The organism is Roseburia sp. CLA-AA-H209 (assembly GCF_020687575.1).
Taxonomy (GTDB): domain Bacteria; phylum Bacillota; class Clostridia; order Lachnospirales; family Lachnospiraceae; genus Roseburia_C; species Roseburia_C amylophila.
On record NZ_JAJEQU010000001.1, the window covers coordinates 288,272 to 305,964 of the forward strand.

19 protein-coding genes are annotated in these 17,693 nt (G+C 41.5%); 1 reads left to right on the forward strand and 18 read right to left on the reverse strand.

Features of this window, described 5'->3' with window-relative positions; all coding sequences use genetic code 11:
• Positions 1 to 3: 3 nt before the first annotated feature.
• The 11 genes from LKD41_RS01460 to mtaB form a co-directional block, all read right to left on the reverse strand.
• Complete coding sequence (locus LKD41_RS01460) at positions 4 to 849, reverse strand: ECF transporter S component (protein WP_227700182.1); 846 nt, start codon at positions 847 to 849, stop codon at positions 4 to 6.
• A gap of 247 nt (positions 850 to 1,096) precedes the next feature.
• Positions 1,097 to 2,149, reverse strand: coding sequence for a lactonase family protein (locus LKD41_RS01465; RefSeq protein ID WP_118172665.1), 1,053 nt, complete (start codon positions 2,147 to 2,149; stop codon positions 1,097 to 1,099).
• A gap of 3 nt (positions 2,150 to 2,152) precedes the next feature.
• Positions 2,153 to 3,379, reverse strand: coding sequence for a peptidase U32 family protein (locus tag LKD41_RS01470; protein WP_117697019.1), 1,227 nt, complete (start codon positions 3,377 to 3,379; stop codon positions 2,153 to 2,155).
• A gap of 35 nt (positions 3,380 to 3,414) precedes the next feature.
• Positions 3,415 to 4,056 carry an O-methyltransferase gene (locus LKD41_RS01475; RefSeq protein ID WP_227700183.1) on the reverse strand — a complete coding sequence of 214 codons (642 nt, stop codon included), beginning with the start codon at positions 4,054 to 4,056 and terminating at the stop codon, positions 3,415 to 3,417.
• Positions 4,053 to 4,442 (reverse strand): endolytic transglycosylase MltG, encoded by a 390-nt coding sequence (locus tag LKD41_RS01480; protein ID WP_022243069.1) that lies wholly within the window; start codon positions 4,440 to 4,442, stop codon positions 4,053 to 4,055. Before LKD41_RS01480 ends, LKD41_RS01475 begins: the two co-directional genes overlap by 4 nt.
• Before the next feature lie 15 nt (positions 4,443 to 4,457).
• On the reverse strand, positions 4,458 to 4,802 hold the full coding sequence (locus LKD41_RS01485) for a YlbF family regulator (protein WP_022243070.1): 345 nt from the start codon (positions 4,800 to 4,802) through the stop codon (positions 4,458 to 4,460).
• A 15-nt stretch (positions 4,803 to 4,817) separates the two neighbouring features.
• Complete coding sequence (locus LKD41_RS01490) at positions 4,818 to 6,482, reverse strand: ribonuclease J (RefSeq protein WP_022243071.1); 1,665 nt, start codon at positions 6,480 to 6,482, stop codon at positions 4,818 to 4,820.
• A 66-nt stretch (positions 6,483 to 6,548) separates the two neighbouring features.
• Entirely contained in the window at positions 6,549 to 6,809 is a 261-nt protein-coding gene (locus LKD41_RS01495) for a DUF1292 domain-containing protein (protein ID WP_022243072.1), read from the reverse strand.
• Between the two features lie 2 nt (positions 6,810 to 6,811).
• Positions 6,812 to 7,249 (reverse strand): Holliday junction resolvase RuvX, encoded by a 438-nt coding sequence (gene ruvX, locus LKD41_RS01500; RefSeq protein ID WP_022243073.1) that lies wholly within the window; start codon positions 7,247 to 7,249, stop codon positions 6,812 to 6,814.
• A 10-nt stretch (positions 7,250 to 7,259) separates the two neighbouring features.
• On the reverse strand, positions 7,260 to 7,523 hold the full coding sequence (locus LKD41_RS01505) for an IreB family regulatory phosphoprotein (RefSeq protein WP_022243074.1): 264 nt from the start codon (positions 7,521 to 7,523) through the stop codon (positions 7,260 to 7,262).
• 136 nt (positions 7,524 to 7,659) lie between these two features.
• The gene (gene mtaB / locus LKD41_RS01510; RefSeq protein WP_227700184.1) at positions 7,660 to 9,012 is read right to left on the reverse strand and encodes a tRNA (N(6)-L-threonylcarbamoyladenosine(37)-C(2))-methylthiotransferase MtaB; all 1,353 of its coding nucleotides are present in this window, start codon (positions 9,010 to 9,012) and stop codon (positions 7,660 to 7,662) included.
• 89 nt (positions 9,013 to 9,101) lie between these two features.
• Here mtaB and LKD41_RS01515 point away from each other — a divergent pair, with 89 nt between their 5' ends.
• A complete protein-coding gene (locus LKD41_RS01515; RefSeq protein WP_022243076.1) occupies positions 9,102 to 9,332 on the forward strand; it encodes an HPr family phosphocarrier protein in 231 nt (76 codons plus the stop codon).
• A 106-nt stretch (positions 9,333 to 9,438) separates the two neighbouring features.
• Here LKD41_RS01515 and thiI read toward each other — a convergent pair whose 3' ends face one another.
• From thiI to dnaK, 7 genes are all read right to left on the reverse strand, one after another.
• Positions 9,439 to 10,626: a tRNA uracil 4-sulfurtransferase ThiI gene (gene thiI / locus LKD41_RS01520; protein ID WP_117697007.1), complete on the reverse strand. Its 1,188-nt coding sequence runs from the start codon at positions 10,624 to 10,626 to the stop codon at positions 9,439 to 9,441.
• Between the two features lie 17 nt (positions 10,627 to 10,643).
• Positions 10,644 to 11,810, reverse strand: coding sequence for a cysteine desulfurase family protein (locus tag LKD41_RS01525; protein WP_227700185.1), 1,167 nt, complete (start codon positions 11,808 to 11,810; stop codon positions 10,644 to 10,646).
• A gap of 30 nt (positions 11,811 to 11,840) precedes the next feature.
• Positions 11,841 to 12,581, reverse strand: coding sequence for a 16S rRNA (uracil(1498)-N(3))-methyltransferase (locus tag LKD41_RS01530; protein ID WP_022243079.1), 741 nt, complete (start codon positions 12,579 to 12,581; stop codon positions 11,841 to 11,843).
• A 5-nt stretch (positions 12,582 to 12,586) separates the two neighbouring features.
• A complete protein-coding gene (gene prmA, locus LKD41_RS01535) occupies positions 12,587 to 13,543 on the reverse strand; it encodes a 50S ribosomal protein L11 methyltransferase (RefSeq protein WP_227700186.1) in 957 nt (318 codons plus the stop codon).
• Between the two features lie 240 nt (positions 13,544 to 13,783).
• The gene (locus LKD41_RS01540; protein ID WP_022243081.1) at positions 13,784 to 14,314 is read right to left on the reverse strand and encodes a molecular chaperone DnaJ; all 531 of its coding nucleotides are present in this window, start codon (positions 14,312 to 14,314) and stop codon (positions 13,784 to 13,786) included.
• Positions 14,315 to 14,550: 236 nt separating this feature from the next.
• Positions 14,551 to 15,729 carry a molecular chaperone DnaJ gene (dnaJ, locus tag LKD41_RS01545; protein WP_227700187.1) on the reverse strand — a complete coding sequence of 393 codons (1,179 nt, stop codon included), beginning with the start codon at positions 15,727 to 15,729 and terminating at the stop codon, positions 14,551 to 14,553.
• A 77-nt stretch (positions 15,730 to 15,806) separates the two neighbouring features.
• Positions 15,807 to 17,687, reverse strand: coding sequence for a molecular chaperone DnaK (gene dnaK, locus LKD41_RS01550; protein WP_117840941.1), 1,881 nt, complete (start codon positions 17,685 to 17,687; stop codon positions 15,807 to 15,809).
• Between the last annotated feature and the right edge of the window lie 6 nt (positions 17,688 to 17,693).

Sequence of the window (17,693 nt, forward strand, 5' to 3'; positions counted from 1 at the left end):
GAATTACCTCCTGTGTACTTTATTCAATACCATTCCAATTGCGGCTACCAGAACGGCTGCTACAATCGCTTCTATAATTCCATTAAAGCTGATAACGCCAAGGATTACACCCATAACTGCGCCCGGTTCAATGCTCAATGCATTGGCATATGCCTCTTTATAGAAAATATAAATCATCGGCATTACAAGCAATGTATTGGTCAATGCACCGGTCACGCCGGCATAGACATAGCCCAAGAATCTACCATCCTTCTTTCTTCCGGTCAATTCCACTACAATAAAATAAATAACTGCTGCAGCTGCACCTGATATCCAGCCAATCATTTCCTTCGAATCTGTTGTCAGCATTTTAGCAAAGAACGCATGGATACCTACCAGTAAAAGTGCACTGATTACAAGATTACTGATTACCTTTGCAGCCTTTGCATGGCTGGATGTGGTTAATTTTACAATTCCACGATATACGAAATATGGGATGATACCTACTAAAATTCGTGGTACAAAACAGATAATGGTACTCTTTACCACTCCTGCTGCACCATCGATGCTGCTTGCCAGTATCGGTGAAAATACAAATGCTGACATTGAAGTTGGCATCAATGTATTTTTAATAAAACTGGTTAATCCAAATACAAATCCCAAAAAGGCACCTTTTTTCGGTCCGCAGAAAATTGCACCTAAAATAACCGGTATATGGATAATCGTTGCATTAATTACTACTAAAGGAATAAATCCTAACGGGGTAAATGCCATTACGACAATAATGGCGGTAAATAAAGCTGTCAGAACCAGCTCATAAGATTTTGGGATACTTCTGTCCCTGGTAAAAGCTACGTTTTTTTCACTCATAGTCTCTTCCTCTTTTCTTGAATTTTCTTTTTCTATTTTCTTTTTTCTCCGCATTTTAAGGCTTTGCGGCCAAGCACTTCCATTGATAGCCTCCGGACCGGTAGGCTTCAACCGTGTTATTCTATCATAATTTTTCCAAAAAAGAAAGATGTCGTCTGTTATTTTTTTAACAAACGACATCTTTTTTACCCTTTTTACATGAATACCGAAAAATGCCTGGTTAAAGCATGTTTCCTGCAGTTCGCTTTTAACTTAGTTTATGGATATAAATACAATTCGGCTTGTCTACCGGAATCGGCTTCTCTTCCATCAGAATGTATTTCTTCTCATAATCTACCTTAAACATGGTAATCTCATTGGTCTCATTATTAAGGCTCATGAAATGCATTCTGTCCGGACAGATACCAATCATTTTCGGATAATCACCACTGATTTTCGAATTACACATCATGGTAAGACATCCGCTCTCTTTATCAATTTCATAAATCGATACGGAGTTTGCACCTGCATTACTGCAGAATAAATATTCACCATCCATTGTCACTTCCAGACCGGATGCAGCACAGACATCAGCTTCCTTCGGTGTGGTCGTTGTAATGGTCTGAACCTTCTCGAAATGCGGCTGGTCATTTTCTAACGTATAGGAAAATACCTCTATCTGATTCAACAGCTCATAGAGAATATAAGCAAATCTTCCATCACGGCTGAAGCGAATCATATGCGGTGCAGATTCCAACGGACAACGGATGATATCTGCAAGCTTCATCCTGCCATTCTCATAGTCAATCCGGTAAATCTTTACATGATCTAATCCATTATCCACTGCACACAAGAACTTCTCGTCCGGTGTCAGCTTCACGCAGTCTACATGTGGCTTGGAGCTTCGCTCTGCAATGGTCCGTCCTATTCCCTTATGAAAAATACCGTCTGCGATTTCTCCGATGCTGCCGTCTTCCTCCAACTTCATCATGGTCACTCTGCCATCATGATGACCGCCTACGAAAAGATAACGGTTCTTACTGTCCACTTCCACATAACAGCCACGCATACCGCCAATCCACTGCTTGTTCATTGGCTCAAGGTCTCCGTCCGGCAGAATGTGAAATGCTTCCACGCCTTCATCTGCAATGGAATATAAGAATCTGCCATCCTTCGATACCAGCAAATCGGAAGGATTATTGATGGGAACCACTTTCCGTTCCTTCATTTCTCCGCTTTTTGCATCCAAATCATATAAATGGATTCCGATACTGTTCTCATGGGTATACGTTCCGACATAAACAACATATTTTTCTTCCATAGGTCATTCCTCCTGTCTGCGTAAAATATCATACATCTCCAGTTCCTGTCCTAAATCAATGTAAAGCACCTGTTTTGGATGTGGTGCTGATTCCATTTCGTTTCCATCTTCGTCCACAATCCGTTTTACGGTAACCGGAATATTTCTTCCATCCGGTTTCATGACTTCAATCTGTTCCCCTACGGAGAATTTATTTCTCTGTTCAATTCGATATAATCCCTCTTCGTTGCGTTCTCCTACAATTCCAAGGTAGGTATACTCTTTGATATAAGTGTTATTATCGTAAATCTGGCTCTCTTCCGAAGGCTTTCCAAAGAAAAATCCGGTGGTAAACTGGCGATAAGTACAGTTAGAAATCTGTTCTAAATACCAGTCCATATTTTCTTTATATTTCTCCGGTGAGGTAAGATAATCATCAATGGCTTTCCGGTAAGTACGTGCTACAGTAGCAACATAAAGTGCTGTCTTCATACGTCCTTCTATCTTAAAGGAATCAATACCTGCCTCAATCAGTTCCGGGATGTGCTCAATCATGCACAAATCCTTGGAGTTAAAAATATAGGTACCACGTTCATTTTCATAAACCGGCAGATACTCTCCCGGACGTTTTTCCTCTACCACTGCATATTTCCAGCGGCACGGATGAGTGCAGGCTCCCTGGTTGGCATCTCTTCCGGTAAAATAATTACTTAAAAGACATCTTCCGGAATAGGAAATACACATTGCTCCATGCACAAATGTCTCGATTTCCATTTCATCCGGAATATTTTTGCGAATCTCAGCAATCTCATTTAAAGAAAGCTCTCTTGCTGTTACCACACGCTTTGCGCCCTGGTTCCACCAGAACTGATACGTTCCATAGTTGGTATTATTGGCCTGGGTACTGATATGACGCTCGATTTCCGGGCAGATTTCTTTTGCAATGGTATAAATACCTGGGTCGGAAATAATCAGGGCATCCGGCTTGATTTCCTTTAACTGGGTAAAGTACTCTCTTACACCTTCCAAATCCCCATTGTGAGCCAGTATATTTGCTGTTACATAAACTTTTACGCCATGCTCATGGGCAAACTGGATGCCCTCTGCCATATCCTCCATGGAAAAGTTTTTTGCCTTCGCACGAAGTCCGAATACTTCTCCGCCGATATATACGGCATCCGCTCCATAAATGACTGCAATTTTTAATACTTCCAGACTGCTGGCTGGAATCAGTAATTCTACCGGTCTCATTGATTTATTTCTCCTAATATTTCAATCTGTATCATCTATTTCTTAATGCTAATGGTAACACCGTCTCCAATCGGAAGCACCGATGTGGTAAGACTGTCATTGTGTGTCAGTTCATAAAGATATTCCCGCATTCTCTTATGAATGGTCCGGTTTCTTCTGGTTACTGCATAATGGGATTCGATAATTTCTCCCTCCTGCAGCACATTGTCAGATACCAGTAATGCACCAGGCTTCATCAGCCGAAGAATATCCGGCAGGAAATTGATATACTGTCCCTTTGCCGCATCCATAAAAAGAAAATCATAAGAATCTTCTAACGTCTTTAACACCTCTGTGGCATCTCCCGGAATCAGTGTGATTTCTTTCTCTTTTCCGGCACGTTTGAAATTTGCCTGTGCAATAGGAATTCTTTTCTCGTAATTTTCTATGGTTGTAATCCGGCATGGCACCGGATTATATTCTTCCATCAGAAGTGCAGAAAATCCTACTGCAGTTCCCACTTCCAAAATCCGCTCCGGCCGCTTTAATGCCAGCATGGATTTTAAAAAGCTCTGCATTTCCTTACGGATAACCGGCACATAATTCTTCTTTGCCTCTGCCTCAATTTCCTCTAAAAGCGGTGTATTTCCACTGTCTAAGGAATTGATATACGTTACTAATCGTTCCTCTACTATCACGTTGTACCCTCTGTATCTTTTTCCGAAACCGGTGACATGGCTTCCATCATTTCTTTCGCTGTCATGGAAGTATTCAGCGTATATATTCCCGGTTTGATTTTTTTAGAATACGCAGAAAGCTTTAACTGCACTGCAAAAAGCCTGGCATCACGGATAAGTCCTTTCTCCTCTAACATACTTCCAATATCACTACCGGACATTCCAGCCTCTATCTGAACCACAATATCCTTGCCATCACCGGATGACACCGGCTGCTCTGTATACACGCGATATCCGAAATCATATGCATAGCTTCCTGCCTTAAAAAGTACAAAAATCACCAGTACAACAACAAGAACAGAAAAACTGATTCGGACAATTTTCATCACAATCTTACTGGCACTCATCGCACAACCTCTCCATTATCTTTCGTTTACAAAACCTACTTCAAAATTCAAGCCGCCAACCAGTCTGAAATTAATTTTCTGCAGCAGACGGCAGAATGCAAGCTCTGCTGTCATAAATTCTTCTGCAACCGGATTCTTGCGGATATCTATATTTTCCCGCTCCAGCTGGTCTACTTCCCAGAACAGATCCACATTTTTACTGTTCTGGATCTGGTAATTCTTCTGGCGGAATGCAAATACAATCTGCTCTAATTCCGGATTCGCATGCAGCTTATTCTTTGCTTCCTGATAACGCTTATATTCATTGGTATCCTGAATTGCATTTACAAGTTCTGTTACCTTATCTTCTACTACGCTCATGTTCATCCACCCACATTAAACTTCCATAATAATTGGAATAATCATCGGTCTGCGCTTTGTCTCTTTCCAGACAAAATCACCTAAAGCATCTTTGATTTCTGTCTTAATCTTGCTCCAGTCTGTAATATTCTTATCCATGCAGTGTTCCATGGTTCCCTCTAATACATGACGAGCTTCCTCCATCAGGCTTTCTGCCCCACGTACATAGACAAATCCTCTGGATACGATGTCCGGTCCTGCCAGCACCATTCCGGAGCCACTTTCCAATGTCATTACAACAATAATGATTCCTTCTTCTGCCAGATGCTGTCTGTCACGCAATACAATATTTCCTACGTCACCAACACCAAGTCCGTCTACCATGACATCGCCTACCTGTACATGTCCGGTAACTGCTGCGCTTTCCTCATCCAGTTCTAATACATCACCGGAAGACAAGAGGAAAATATTTTCTTTATCAATGCCAAGTTCTTCTGCAATCTTAGCCTGGGCAACCAGATGACGGTATTCTCCATGAACCGGAATTGCATATTTCGGTTTTACCAGTGAGTAAATCAGTTTGATATCCTCCTGACAGGCATGACCGGAAACATGAACATCCTGGAAAATAACCTCTGCACCTTTCATGGTCAGTTCATTAATGACACCGGACACTGCTTTTTCATTACCCGGAATCGGGTTGGAACTAAAAATAATGGTATCCTTTGGTTTAATTGTTATCTTACGATGCATGCCGGATGCCATACGGGATAATGCCGCCATGGATTCTCCCTGGCTTCCTGTTGTAATGATAACCGTCTGCTCATCCGGATAATTCTTCAGCTGTTCAATATCAATCAGGGTCTGCTCCGGGATGGTAAGATATCCCAACTCAGACGCAATCGTAATGATATTTACCATGCTTCGTCCTTCAATCACTACTTTTCTGCCATACTTATTGGCAGAGTTCATAATCTGCTGTACACGGTCTACATTGGATGCAAAAGTTGCAATAATGATTCGTGTGTTCTTATGGTCAGCAAAAATATTATCAAAGGTCTTTCCTACGGTACGCTCCGACATGGTAAAGCCAGGACGCTCTGCATTGGTGGAGTCACACATCAATGCCAGTACACCCTTCTTACCAATCTCACCAAAACGCTGTAAATCGATAGCATCACCATATACCGGTGTATAATCCACTTTAAAGTCTCCGGTGTGGACAACTGTTCCTGCCGGTGAATAAATGGCAAGAGCTGCCGCATCCTGAATACTATGGTTGGTACGGATAAATTCCACGCGGAAGCAGCCTAAGTTAATATGCTGTCCGTATTTTACTACCTTACGTTTTACTTTCTTGAGCATATTATGCTCTTCTAACTTGTGTTCGATAATTGCAATCGTAAGCTTGGTTGCATAAATCGGCACATTGACTTCTTTTAAAATATAAGGGATTGCTCCGATATGGTCTTCGTGACCATGTGTAATAAAAAATCCCTTTACTTTGTCAATATTATCTTTTAAATAAGTCACATCCGGGATAACAAGGTCTACACCAAACATGTCATCCTCCGGGAATGATAAACCGCAGTCCACAACAATAATACTGTCTTCGTATTCAAAGGCAGTTATGTTCATTCCAATCTGCTCTAATCCGCCTAATGGAATGATTTTCAATTTTGAATTTGCTTCTTTTTTCAAAATATTACCTCCATAAATTCTTTCTTTTCGCGCTCATTGCATTTGTCCGCAATTACATAAGTTCTCCTAGAATTCAATGTCTACATCTTCCATTAATTCTGCGAAAATTTTTGCAAGTGCTTCTAACTCTTTATCATCTTCCACCATTTCATAGATGGTATTGTGATCATCTTCATTCTGTGTTTCTTTTAAAATAAATGCATCCGAATCACCCTCTTCGTCTACTGTGACAAGAAGGTAATTGATTCCCCGTATGGTTGTCTGCTCTAATACATAAAATTCTGCTGACTCATTGGTATCCGGGTCTGTAAAATTTACTTTTTCCATATTTACTCCTGATTCTTTTCATTCTGCAGATAGTCAAGGTATCCCTGTAAAATAAAGGATGCCGCTATCTGATCCACATATTCTTTGCGATTCTCTCTTCGGATTCCGGCTTCCATCATAAGATTATCCGCCGCAACAGTAGTAAGGCGTTCGTCCCACAGCTCTACTGTAAGTCCGGTACGCCTTTCTAACATTTCTTTAAATTCTAAGGTTTTTTCACAACGCTCGCCTTCACTATTATTCATATTTTTCGGAAAGCCGAGAACAATTTTCTCCACGTTATATTCTTTGATTAATTCTTCAATACGTGCCAATGTCTGACGCAGCTTATTTTCTGATTTTCTGCGCACAATCTCAATTCCCTGTGCAGTAATAAGCAGTTCATCGCTAACGGCAACTCCAACGGTTTTAGAACCGAAGTCAAGACCGATTATCCGCATCAACTGCCTCCTACTTCCATGAATTTGTATGGATATATTCCTTTAATATCTCTTCTACAAGTTCGTCACGTTCTACTTTCATAATCAGACTTCTTGCATTATTGTGACTGGTAATATAAGTCGGATCACCAGACATAATATATCCAACAATCTGATTGACCGGATTGTATCCTTTCTCGGATAATGCCTCGTATACAATCTTAAGTACATCATGTACCCTGATTTCCGGTTCTTTTTCAACTCTAAAATATTGTGTGTTATTCATGTTCTGCATTTTTTCACGCCCTTATTTTGCTCTTTTGTTCTTCCTAATGAAAAAGCATCGCTAAATCTATTCTAATATAAAGTACTGCAAAATTCAACCATTATTCAAAATACACTTCTCATACACTTATCTTTTCCCGATAATTCTACTCTGCTTTTTCAATATTTTCCATCCGGTATACATCCGCTGAAATCCGTCCGGTCACTACACCTTTCACCAAAATATTTTCTTCCCCTTCTGCCTCCGGCACTGCTATCTTTACATATTCTTTGGTATATCCGGTAAAATATACATTTCCTGCGATTTCATCGGTTTCTTCTAATAATATTTCTTCCGGTCTGCCAACATAATACTCCCGGAATTCTTCTGACATTTCCTGTGCCAGTGCCAAAAGCACCTTACTGCGTTCTGTCTTCACCTGTTCTGGCACCTGATCCGGCATCACTGCTGCCTTCGTACCTTTGCGCTTGGAATACTTGAAAATATGCATCTCATAAAAATGAATCCGCTCTAAGAATTCCTTCGTTGCCTCAAATTCTTCCTCCGTTTCTCCCGGGAATCCTACGATAACATCTGTGGTAATTGCCGGATGGGTAAAATATTTTCGAATCAGCTTACAGCCTGCTTCGTAAGTGGCTGTATCATATTTCCGGTTCATCCGCTTTAAGGTTGCATCGCATCCGCTCTGCAGGGACAGGTGAAAATGCGGACAGATTTTTTCTAATTTTGCCAGCTCCTTCACAAAATTCTCATCGATGATTCCAGGCTCCAAGGAACCCAGACGAATCCGGCGGATACCTTCTACTTTATGCACTTCCTGAATCAGATGTAAAAGATTATCTCCATGGTCTAATCCATAGGAACTTAAATGGATTCCGGTCAGTACCACTTCCTTACAGCCATTTGCTGCAAGTGTCTCCACTTCACGCACGACCTCTTCTGCCTTACGGCTTCTGATTCTACCTCTCGCATATGGAATAATACAATATGTGCAGAACTGGTTGCAGCCATCCTGCACCTTTAAGAAAGCTCTGGTATGTTCTTCTGTCCGGCTGATAGACAGCGCTTCATATGCTCTGCCTTTCTCATTAATATCGCAGATATTTTCCTTCCAGTCATCCACTCCTTCGGTTTCTTCGTTTGCATTTTTCTTCTGGTTCATACAGTTTTCAATAAGCTCCACCAGTTCATGTTTCTTGTCATTTCCGATAATGATATCCACGGATAAATCCCTTGCTGCTTCTTCCGATGAAGTCTGGACATAACAGCCGGCAGCGACAACGATACTGTCCGGATTTTCTTTTTTTGCTTTATGAAGCATCTGGCGGGATTTCCGGTCTGCCATGTTGGTTACCGAACAGGTGTTAATCACATAGACATCCGCCTGTTCCGTAAAAGGAACAATCTCATAACCTGCCTGTTCTAATAACTGCTGCATAGCCTCCGTCTCATATGCGTTCACCTTGCATCCCAAATTGTGCAATGCTGCTTTTTTCATTCGATTTTTTCCTCACTTCTAGTTGACTTTTACCTCCAAAGAAGTTACTATTAAGAAAAAGTATTTATAGCAACCAAGGAGGTCTTACTATGAAAACAGTTCAAATTTCATTAAACTCAATCGATAAGGTGAAATCCTTCGTAAACGCAATCACACAGTTCGAATTTGATTTCGACTTAATCTCTGGAAGATACGTTATCGATGCTAAATCTATCATGGGTATCTTCAGCTTAGATTTATCCAAACCAATCGACTTAGCAATTCATGCAGAGTCTAATCTGGATGAGATTATGGAAGCATTAAAACCTTATCTTGTATAATTGAATTGATGTAAATGAATTGAGGGGATTGCGAAAGCAATCCCTTTTTTTACTTTACAGGAAATTGCTTTCCTGTAAAGTAAAAAACGCTCCGCAAGGATGCGCACTACTCTGCTTCTACGTGAATCACTTCTACCGTATCAATTGCAGTCTGCATCAGTTCATCAATCTTCTCTTCTAACTTTGTTTCAGATTTCTTGATGTATTCAATGTTCGGTTTGGTAACCGGATGCTTTGCCACAAAAATGGTACAGCAGTCTTCAAACGGCTGGATAGATGTCTCATAGGTATCAATTTTTTCTGACACTTCTACGATTTCCTGCTTGTCAAATCCAATCAATGGGCGGTATACCGGCATGGTACATACTTCATTGGTTGCCGCTAATGACTGCATGGTCTGGCTTGCGACCTGTCCGATACTCTCTCCGGTAATCAGTCCTAAACAGCGGTTTTCTTTAGCAAAATGCTCTGCCAGTTTCATCATATAGCGGCGCATGATAATGGTAAGCTCCTCATGTGGACATTTCTCATAAATATAAAGCTGGATATCGGTAAAATTCACTACATGAAGATTGATAGGTCCGCTGTATCTTGCTACCAGTTTTGCCAGATCCACTACCTTCTGTTTTGCACGTTCTGAAGTATATGGCGGTGCATGAAAATAAGTTGCGTCCAACGCTACTCCACGTTTTGCAATCATATAACCTGCTACTGGACTGTCGATTCCGCCGGATAATAATAACATTGCTTTTCCGTTAGAACCTACCGGCATTCCACCCGGTCCCGGAATTTCCTTGGAATAAATATTGATAAGGCTTCTGATTTCAATGCAGACCATAACCTCCGGGTTATGCACATCTACCTTGCTCTCCGGGAACGCATCTAAGATTTTTCCACCCAGTTCAGCATTGATTTCCATGGAATCAAGAGGATAATTCTTTCTTGCTCTCCTTGCATTTACTTTAAAGGTAAAGTTCTTTTCCGGATATTCTTTACCCAGATAATCTACCACTGTCTCCGCTAATTTATCGAAGCCTTCATCCTCTACCTGAAGTAATGGACAGAATCCTACAATACCAAATACACGGCTTAATGCTTCTACGGTCTCGTCATAATCATAGTCATCGGATACTACATTGACATAGATTCTTCCCTGCTCTTTGGTTACTTCAAACTCGCCCTCTGCTGTCTTTAACGCATGGCGGATCTGCTCCATTAACATATTTTCAAAAATATAGCGGTTCTTTCCCTTTACTCCGATTTCTCCATATTTTACCAGAAATGATTTATACATATGATTTCCTTTCTCTTTTAATGTCTTGTATATTTCTTCAATACCGGAAGCAGCTCTCCCAGTACTTCTAATGCGTAATCAATCTCTTCTTCCGTTGTATGCACACTGAAGGAAAAACGCAGTGTGGAATCCAGAAGGTTTTCCTTTAAATGAATGTTTCTAAGGGTCTTGCTTCCCTTCTGTTTGCCTGCATGATTATTTGAAGAACAGGCAGAACCGGAAGATACATAAATCCCCCTGTCTTCCAGTGAATGTAATAATACTTCACTTCGGATTCCTTCAAAGCTGACGCTGACGATATGTGGTGCTGAATCCTCTCCGGTCTTTCCATTTACATGGGTTCCTTCCAGCTTTTCGATTCCGTCGATAAAACGCTGCTTTAATCCGTAAAGATGCGCTCTCTTTTCATCAAGATTCTCATAGATTTCTTCTGCTGCTTCTCCAAGACCTGCAATTGCCGGTACATTTTCCGTTCCGGAACGCATTCCCTTCTGCTGTCCACCGCCTAATATCAGCGGCTTTAATTTCGTCTTTTCCTTCACCCAGAGGAATCCGCTTCCCTTTGGACCGTGAATCTTATGTCCGCTGACGGAAAGCATGTCTATGCCAAGTTTCTTTGGATAGATATACATTTTTCCATAAGACTGGATTGCATCTACATGAATCAGTGTATCCGGATTCTTTTTCTTAATAAGCTCTGCAGCTTCTGCAACCGGCTCGATGGCTCCGATTTCATTATTTACCTGCATCATGGAAACAAGAATGGTCTGTTCCGTCACTGCTTCTTCTAACTCTTCCAGTGAAATAATTCCATTCTCATCCACAGAAAGATAAGTAATTTCAAAGCCCTGCTCCTTTAAGAACTCCATTGGATTCTCTACGGATGCATGTTCAATGGATGTGGTTATAATATGATTTCCCGCTCTGCGGTTTGCCATTGCAGCACCGATAATCGCAAGGTTATTTGACTCCGTTCCACCGGATGTAAAGATGATTTCTTTTTCTGATACTCTTAATGTTTTTGCTATTTTCTTCTTTGCAGTCTCAACAAATCGTTCTGCCTCAATTCCTTTCATATGAAGGGAAGATGGATTGCCATAATCCTTCGTCAGAAGGTCTACCATTAACTGACACGCCCGGTCACTGCAGCGGGTGGTCGCAGAATTATCCAGATATGCTTCCATACTTTTCTACACTTTCTTACTGTTTTTTCGTTATATACGGCTCTCTAATTGCAGCATCAGCATGGACATCATGCAGATACCTGCTGTATCTGTCCGAAGTATTCTTCTTCCTAAGGAAATGGACTGCATGGTCTCTCTTGCTTTTGCAATCTCTTCCTCTGCAAATCCGCCTTCCGGTCCTATCATAATACTGATACTCTTCCCCGGTTCGATTTGCTCTAATACTGTCCTGGTTCCTTCCATGCCATTTTCATTTTCATAAGGCACTAAGCGGATATCACAGTTTTCTGCCAGCTTTAAGGCTTCCTTGAAAGATACTACTTCATGAATCTTTGGAATGATACTGCGCTTTGACTGTTTTGCTGCAGTCTCTGCCTGCGCCTGCCATTTTTGTACCCGTTGTGCTGCCTTTTTTCCTTCCAGCTTTACCACACAGTATTTCATGGCTACCGGAATGATTTCATAGACACCAAGTTCTACTGCCTTTTCAATCACCGTTTCCATCCGATCTCCCTTCGGCAGTGCCTGAAATAAATAGATTTTAGACGGAAGCTCGGTTCCTTCTTCGTCCACAGATACTATGTCTGCCTGCACGAAATTTTCTCCGGTTTCTGCAATCTTACAAAAATAATTGCCACCTTCCCGGTCACTGATGCGAATCGTCTCTCCGATTTTCATACGCAGTACATTCCGGATATGATTTACATCGCTTCCGGTTATGGTAACATATTCTTTGCCCACCTGGCTTTTTTCAACAAAAAACTGATGCATCTATTTTACCTCTGATTTTTCCGTGCAGTTACATTGACCCATTCGCCCTGATGGTTGACTTCTAAGATTTCAAAGCCTGCCTGCTCTAAAGCTTCTTTTACTTCGTTTTCTTTAAAATCAATAATTCCGGAAGTAATAAGCACTCCCTGCTCTTTCGCACACTGATAAAGTGCCGGTGCCATCGGAATAATAATATCCGCTAAAATATTCGCTACGACCAGATCATAACCTGTGCCAATCTTTTCCTGAAATGCTTTATCGTCAATCAGGTTTCCAACATAAAATTCACCTGAATTTTCTGCCAGATGATTGACTGTCATATTTTCATGAGTTGATGTGATACAATCTCCATCCACATCCGTACCCACTACGCTGCCTGCACCAAGCTTTAATGCTGCAATGGATAAGATTCCGCTGCCGCATCCTACATCCAGAACACGCTCGCCCTCTTTTAAATATTTACGAATCTGGCGGATACAAAGCTGTGTTGTCTCATGCTTTCCGGTTCCAAAGGAAATACCCGGGTCAATCTCGATTAAGAATTTATTTTTATCCTCTTCCTTTAATAGTTCCCAGGTTGGTTTGATTAAAATATCATCGATATAAAAAGACTGAAAAAACTGTTTCCAGTTATTAATCCAGTCGATATCCTCGGTCTGGCTGGAGGTAATATCTCCGCTTCCGATTTCTACCATGCTTCTTAACTGCTCTAAACCAATGCGAACTGCCTTTAAAGTCTCGGTATGGTCTTCTCCTGCCTCTAAATAAAAGCTGACTTTGCTTTTTCCTTCGTCTGGTGGAAGTTCCGGCGGAAAATCAATAAACATTTCTCCTGTTTCTTCTTTCGTCAATGGTACATTGTCTTCGATTTCAATTCCTTCAATGCCATTTTCTGATAACATCATGCTGATAAAATCCTCAGCTTCTGTTGTTGTATCTATTGTATATTTATCCCATTTCATAGTTTCTGCTCCTGTTCTTATCTTAACCTTCTATTATAAAAAGCAAACATTTTAATCTTAACATAGCTTTTTATTTTTCGCAACTGTAAGGGAATCAACGGTAACCAGCAGACAGCTTCTTTAGATACATAGCGACGCCTACGCATGTCTGGTAACACAAAAACAGCGGAACATATTTCTTCTGCCCGCTGATTTTCCTGTTTATTGCTATGTCATTGCTGTGCTATTATTGCTATCTTATTACTGATATTTTACTTCCAGTTTCTGCATCAGTACCTGATATTCCCGGTTAATTTCCTGAATCGTACCGGTGTCTCCATTGAGATTATCCGGATGATATATTTTAATCAAATCCTTATAACGCTTCCGCAACGATTTTTCATTGCCCACTCCCATAAAGAACATTTCTCCCTTCACCACATTGGATGATTGGCTTCTATTCTCCTGTTCAAATTCATGTACTCTGCTGTAAAAGTCTCTCTGACGCTCCATTTTCTGCTTTTCGGCAGCAAGTTTCTGAAGTTCACTTTCTAATATTTTCCACTTCATGTCAAAAAGATGCTGTTCCCGCTTCATCCGCTCCTGTTCAAGATTCTTCTCCATCTCGAATTTCCGCTTCTGGAATTCTAACTCCCTCTGATGGCGTTCCATCTCGCGTTTGGAATTTTCCAGTTCTCTCCTTGTATGTTCCAGTTCCACAGTCTGCTGAAAACACCATTTTTCAAACTGTGCTGCATCCTTCTTAATCACAGCGCTGTTATGCTGCTTCATAAATCTCTCTCCTTGTCTCATAAACGGTTGCCTAAATCAACATATGGTTACAAAAAACTTATGAATCAGGAATAGTATACAATATGTTGTCACAAAATGCAACAACGAGAAACTCACTTTTGCAGTTTTCCAGAGTTATCGCGGTGCTCGCCAAATCTGCATGCAAGCATGCGATTTTTCTCGCTACTCGCGTAAAAAAAGCTGCCTCCATTTTTCAGGAAACAGCTTTATCATTTTTATAAATCATCGAAGGACTCTTTAATTTTTCCCATAAATCCCTTTTTCTTTTTCGTGCCTGCCGCACCATTCTGTGTCTTTAATGAATTACCGGTCTCTGCATCAAACTGGCGCAGTGCCTCTTTTGCAGCTTCATTTAATCCGGTCGGAACCTGAACCACAAGTGTAACATACTGGTCACCACGGACTGCCTTGTTACGCAGGGATGGGATTCCTTTTCCTTTCAGACGGATTCTGGTGTCGGTCTGTGTACCAGGTTTTACTTCGTAGACCACATCGCCGTCGATGGTTGTAATTCTTACTTCTCCGCCCAGTGCTGCCTGTGCAAAACTGATTGGTGCTGTTGAATATACATCCATGCCCTGTCTCTGAAGGATTGGATGGCGGGATACTACTACTTCTACCAGAAGATCTCCTCTTGGTCCGCCATTTACACCCGGCTCACCTTTTTCACGGATTCTTACACTCTGACCGTTATCAATTCCGGCAGGAATGCTGACCTTAATCTTCTTCTTGCTGGCAATGTATCCGGTTCCACGACAGTCCGGACATTTGTCACGAACAATTTTACCGCTTCCGTTACATACCGGACAGGTCTGTACATTCTGTACCATACCAAATAAGGACTGCTGGGTATATACCACTTTTCCTTTTCCCTGACATTTGCTACAGGTCTCCGGACTGGTTCCCGGCTTCGCTCCTGTACCATGACAGGTCTTACATTCATCCTTTAATACTAAATCAATTTCTTTCTCACAGCCAAATGCTGCCTCTTCAAATGTAATTCTGACACTGGCACGTACATTGGCTCCCTTCATCGGTCCGTTGCTGCTGCTGCTGCGTCTTCCGCCGCCAAAGAAATCTCCGAAAATGTCTCCAAAGCTTCCAAAAATGTCTCCCATATCCATACCTGAGAAATCAAATCCGCCTGCTCCGCCGGCACCTCCATCAAAGGCTGCATGACCAAACTGGTCATACTGTTTTCTCTTCTCCGGGTCGCTCAGTACTGCATATGCTTCAGATGCTTCCTTGAATTTCTTTTCTGCTTCTTTATCCCCCGGGTTCATATCCGGATGATATTTTTTGGCAAGGACACGATATGCTTTTTTTATTGCTGCGTCATCTGCGTTTTTATCAACGCCTAAGACCTCGTAATAGTCTCTTTTCTGTTCTGCCATAATCTATTCCCTCTTTACCGTTTGTAAGGGTTGACAGTAAAACTGCCAACCCTTTCTACTGCTTTTTATCTGTAGAATTATACTTCTTTGTAATCAGCATCTACCACATCATCATCTGCGGAACCTGCAGCTGCTCCACCGGCTGCACCTGCTCCCATATCAGGACCTGCACCAGCGGCTCCCTGAGCTGCCTGAGCGTTCTCATACATCTTAGCAAATACTTTCTGTGCACTTTCCATCAGTTTCTCTTTTGCTGCTTTCATCTCAGCAACCTGATCATCTGTCATGTTTTCAGCCTGTGGATTTGCATCTACTAAAGCTTTCAGTGCATTTAAGTCAGCCTCTACTGCAGATTTATCTGCCGCATCAAGGTTATTTCCAACCTGGTCTAATGCCTGCTGTGTCTGGAATACGAAGGCATCTGCATCATTTCTGGTGTCAATTGCTTCTTTTCTCTTCTTGTCCTGTGCTTCAAATTCAGCTGCTTCTTTTACTGCTTTATCGATATCTGCATCAGACATGTTAGATCCGGCAGTAATTGTAATATGCTGTTCTTTTCCGGTTCCTAAGTCTTTTGCAGATACATTTACAATACCGTTTGCATCGATATCGAAAGTAACTTCAATCTGAGGAACTCCACGACGTGCTGGTGGGATACCATCCAGACGGAACTGTCCAAGAGATTTGTTATCTCTCGCGAACTGACGCTCACCCTGCACTACGTTGATATCTACTGCTGTCTGATTATCTGCTGCTGTTGAGAAAATCTGGCTCTTTCTTGTAGGAATTGTTGTATTTCTCTCAATCAGTCTTGTTGCAACTCCACCCATGGTCTCGATAGACAGTGACAATGGAGTAACATCCAGAAGAAGGATATCACCTGCGCCGGCATCTCCTGCTAATTTACCACCCTGGATACAAGCGCCAAGTGCTACACACTCATCCGGGTTTAAGGATTTACTTGGCTCTTTGCCTGTTAACTGTCTTACTTTATCCTGAACAGCCGGGATACGTGTAGAACCACCAACCAATAATACCTGGCCTAAGTCTGCATTGGTTACGCCTGCATCCTTCATAGCGTTCTGTACCGGGATTGCTGTTTTTTCTACTAAGTCATGTGTCAACTCATCGAATTTTGCTCTTGTCAAGTTCATATCAAAGTGCTTTGGTCCTTCTGCTGTTGCAGTAATGAATGGCAGGTTGATATTGGTTGTTGTTGCTGAAGACAACTCTTTCTTAGCTTTCTCTGCAGCTTCTTTTAATCTCTGAAGAGCCATCTTATCGGTAGATAAGTCAACGCCTTCTGCTTTCTTGAATTCGTCAATCATCCACTGTGTAATCTTATTATCGAAATCATCTCCACCTAATCTGGTATCACCATTTGTAGATAATACTTCGATGACTCCGTCACCGATTTCGATGATAGATACATCAAATGTACCACCACCTAAGTCGTATACCATAATTTTCTGTTCTTTTTCGTTGTCCAGTCCATAAGCAAGTGCTGCTGCTGTCGGCTCGTTGATGATACGTTTTACATCAAGTCCTGCAATCTTACCTGCATCCTTGGTTGCCTGACGCTGTGCATCATTGAAGTATGCCGGTACAGTAATAACTGCTTCTGATACTTTTTCTCCTAAATATCCTTCTGCATCAGCTTTTAATTTCTGTAAAATCATTGCAGAAATCTGCTGTGGAGAATACTGTTTGTCATCAATGCTTACTTTGTAATCGGTTCCCATATGTCTCTTAATGGAAGAGATTGTTTTCTCTGCGTTGGTTACTGCCTGACGTTTTGCTGGTTCACCAATCAGACGCTCACCTGTTTTTGTAAATGCTACGATAGATGGTGTTGTTCTTGCACCTTCCTGGTTTGCTATAACGGTAGGTTTTCCACCTTCCATAACTGCCACACAACTGTTTGTTGTTCCTAAATCAATACCAATAATTTTACTCATGTTCTT

What these genes read in the sequence shown, in the direction of transcription:
- LKD41_RS01460 (WP_227700182.1), bottom strand. Translation starts at nt 849, where the DNA reads ATGAGTGAAAAAAACGTAGCTTTTACCAGGGACAGAAGTATCCCAAAA.
- LKD41_RS01465 (WP_118172665.1), bottom strand. Translation starts at nt 2,149, where the DNA reads ATGGAAGAAAAATATGTTGTTTATGTCGGAACGTATACCCATGAGAAC.
- LKD41_RS01470 (WP_117697019.1), bottom strand. Translation starts at nt 3,379, where the DNA reads ATGAGACCGGTAGAATTACTGATTCCAGCCAGCAGTCTGGAAGTATTA.
- LKD41_RS01480 (WP_022243069.1), bottom strand. Translation starts at nt 4,442, where the DNA reads ATGAGTGCCAGTAAGATTGTGATGAAAATTGTCCGAATCAGTTTTTCT.
- LKD41_RS01485 (WP_022243070.1), bottom strand. Translation starts at nt 4,802, where the DNA reads ATGAGCGTAGTAGAAGATAAGGTAACAGAACTTGTAAATGCAATTCAG.
- LKD41_RS01495 (WP_022243072.1), bottom strand. Translation starts at nt 6,809, where the DNA reads ATGGAAAAAGTAAATTTTACAGACCCGGATACCAATGAGTCAGCAGAA.
- ruvX (WP_022243073.1), bottom strand. Translation starts at nt 7,249, where the DNA reads ATGCGGATAATCGGTCTTGACTTCGGTTCTAAAACCGTTGGAGTTGCC.
- LKD41_RS01505 (WP_022243074.1), bottom strand. Translation starts at nt 7,523, where the DNA reads ATGCAGAACATGAATAACACACAATATTTTAGAGTTGAAAAAGAACCG.
- mtaB (WP_227700184.1), bottom strand. Translation starts at nt 9,012, where the DNA reads ATGAAAAAAGCAGCATTGCACAATTTGGGATGCAAGGTGAACGCATAT.
- LKD41_RS01515 (WP_022243076.1), top strand. Translation starts at nt 9,102, where the DNA reads ATGAAAACAGTTCAAATTTCATTAAACTCAATCGATAAGGTGAAATCC.
- thiI (WP_117697007.1), bottom strand. Translation starts at nt 10,626, where the DNA reads ATGTATAAATCATTTCTGGTAAAATATGGAGAAATCGGAGTAAAGGGA.
- LKD41_RS01525 (WP_227700185.1), bottom strand. Translation starts at nt 11,810, where the DNA reads ATGGAAGCATATCTGGATAATTCTGCGACCACCCGCTGCAGTGACCGG.
- LKD41_RS01530 (WP_022243079.1), bottom strand. Translation starts at nt 12,581, where the DNA reads ATGCATCAGTTTTTTGTTGAAAAAAGCCAGGTGGGCAAAGAATATGTT.
- prmA (WP_227700186.1), bottom strand. Translation starts at nt 13,543, where the DNA reads ATGAAATGGGATAAATATACAATAGATACAACAACAGAAGCTGAGGAT.
- LKD41_RS01540 (WP_022243081.1), bottom strand. Translation starts at nt 14,314, where the DNA reads ATGAAGCAGCATAACAGCGCTGTGATTAAGAAGGATGCAGCACAGTTT.
- dnaJ (WP_227700187.1), bottom strand. Translation starts at nt 15,729, where the DNA reads ATGGCAGAACAGAAAAGAGACTATTACGAGGTCTTAGGCGTTGATAAA.
- dnaK (WP_117840941.1), bottom strand. Translation starts at nt 17,687, where the DNA reads ATGAGTAAAATTATTGGTATTGATTTAGGAACAACAAACAGTTGTGTG.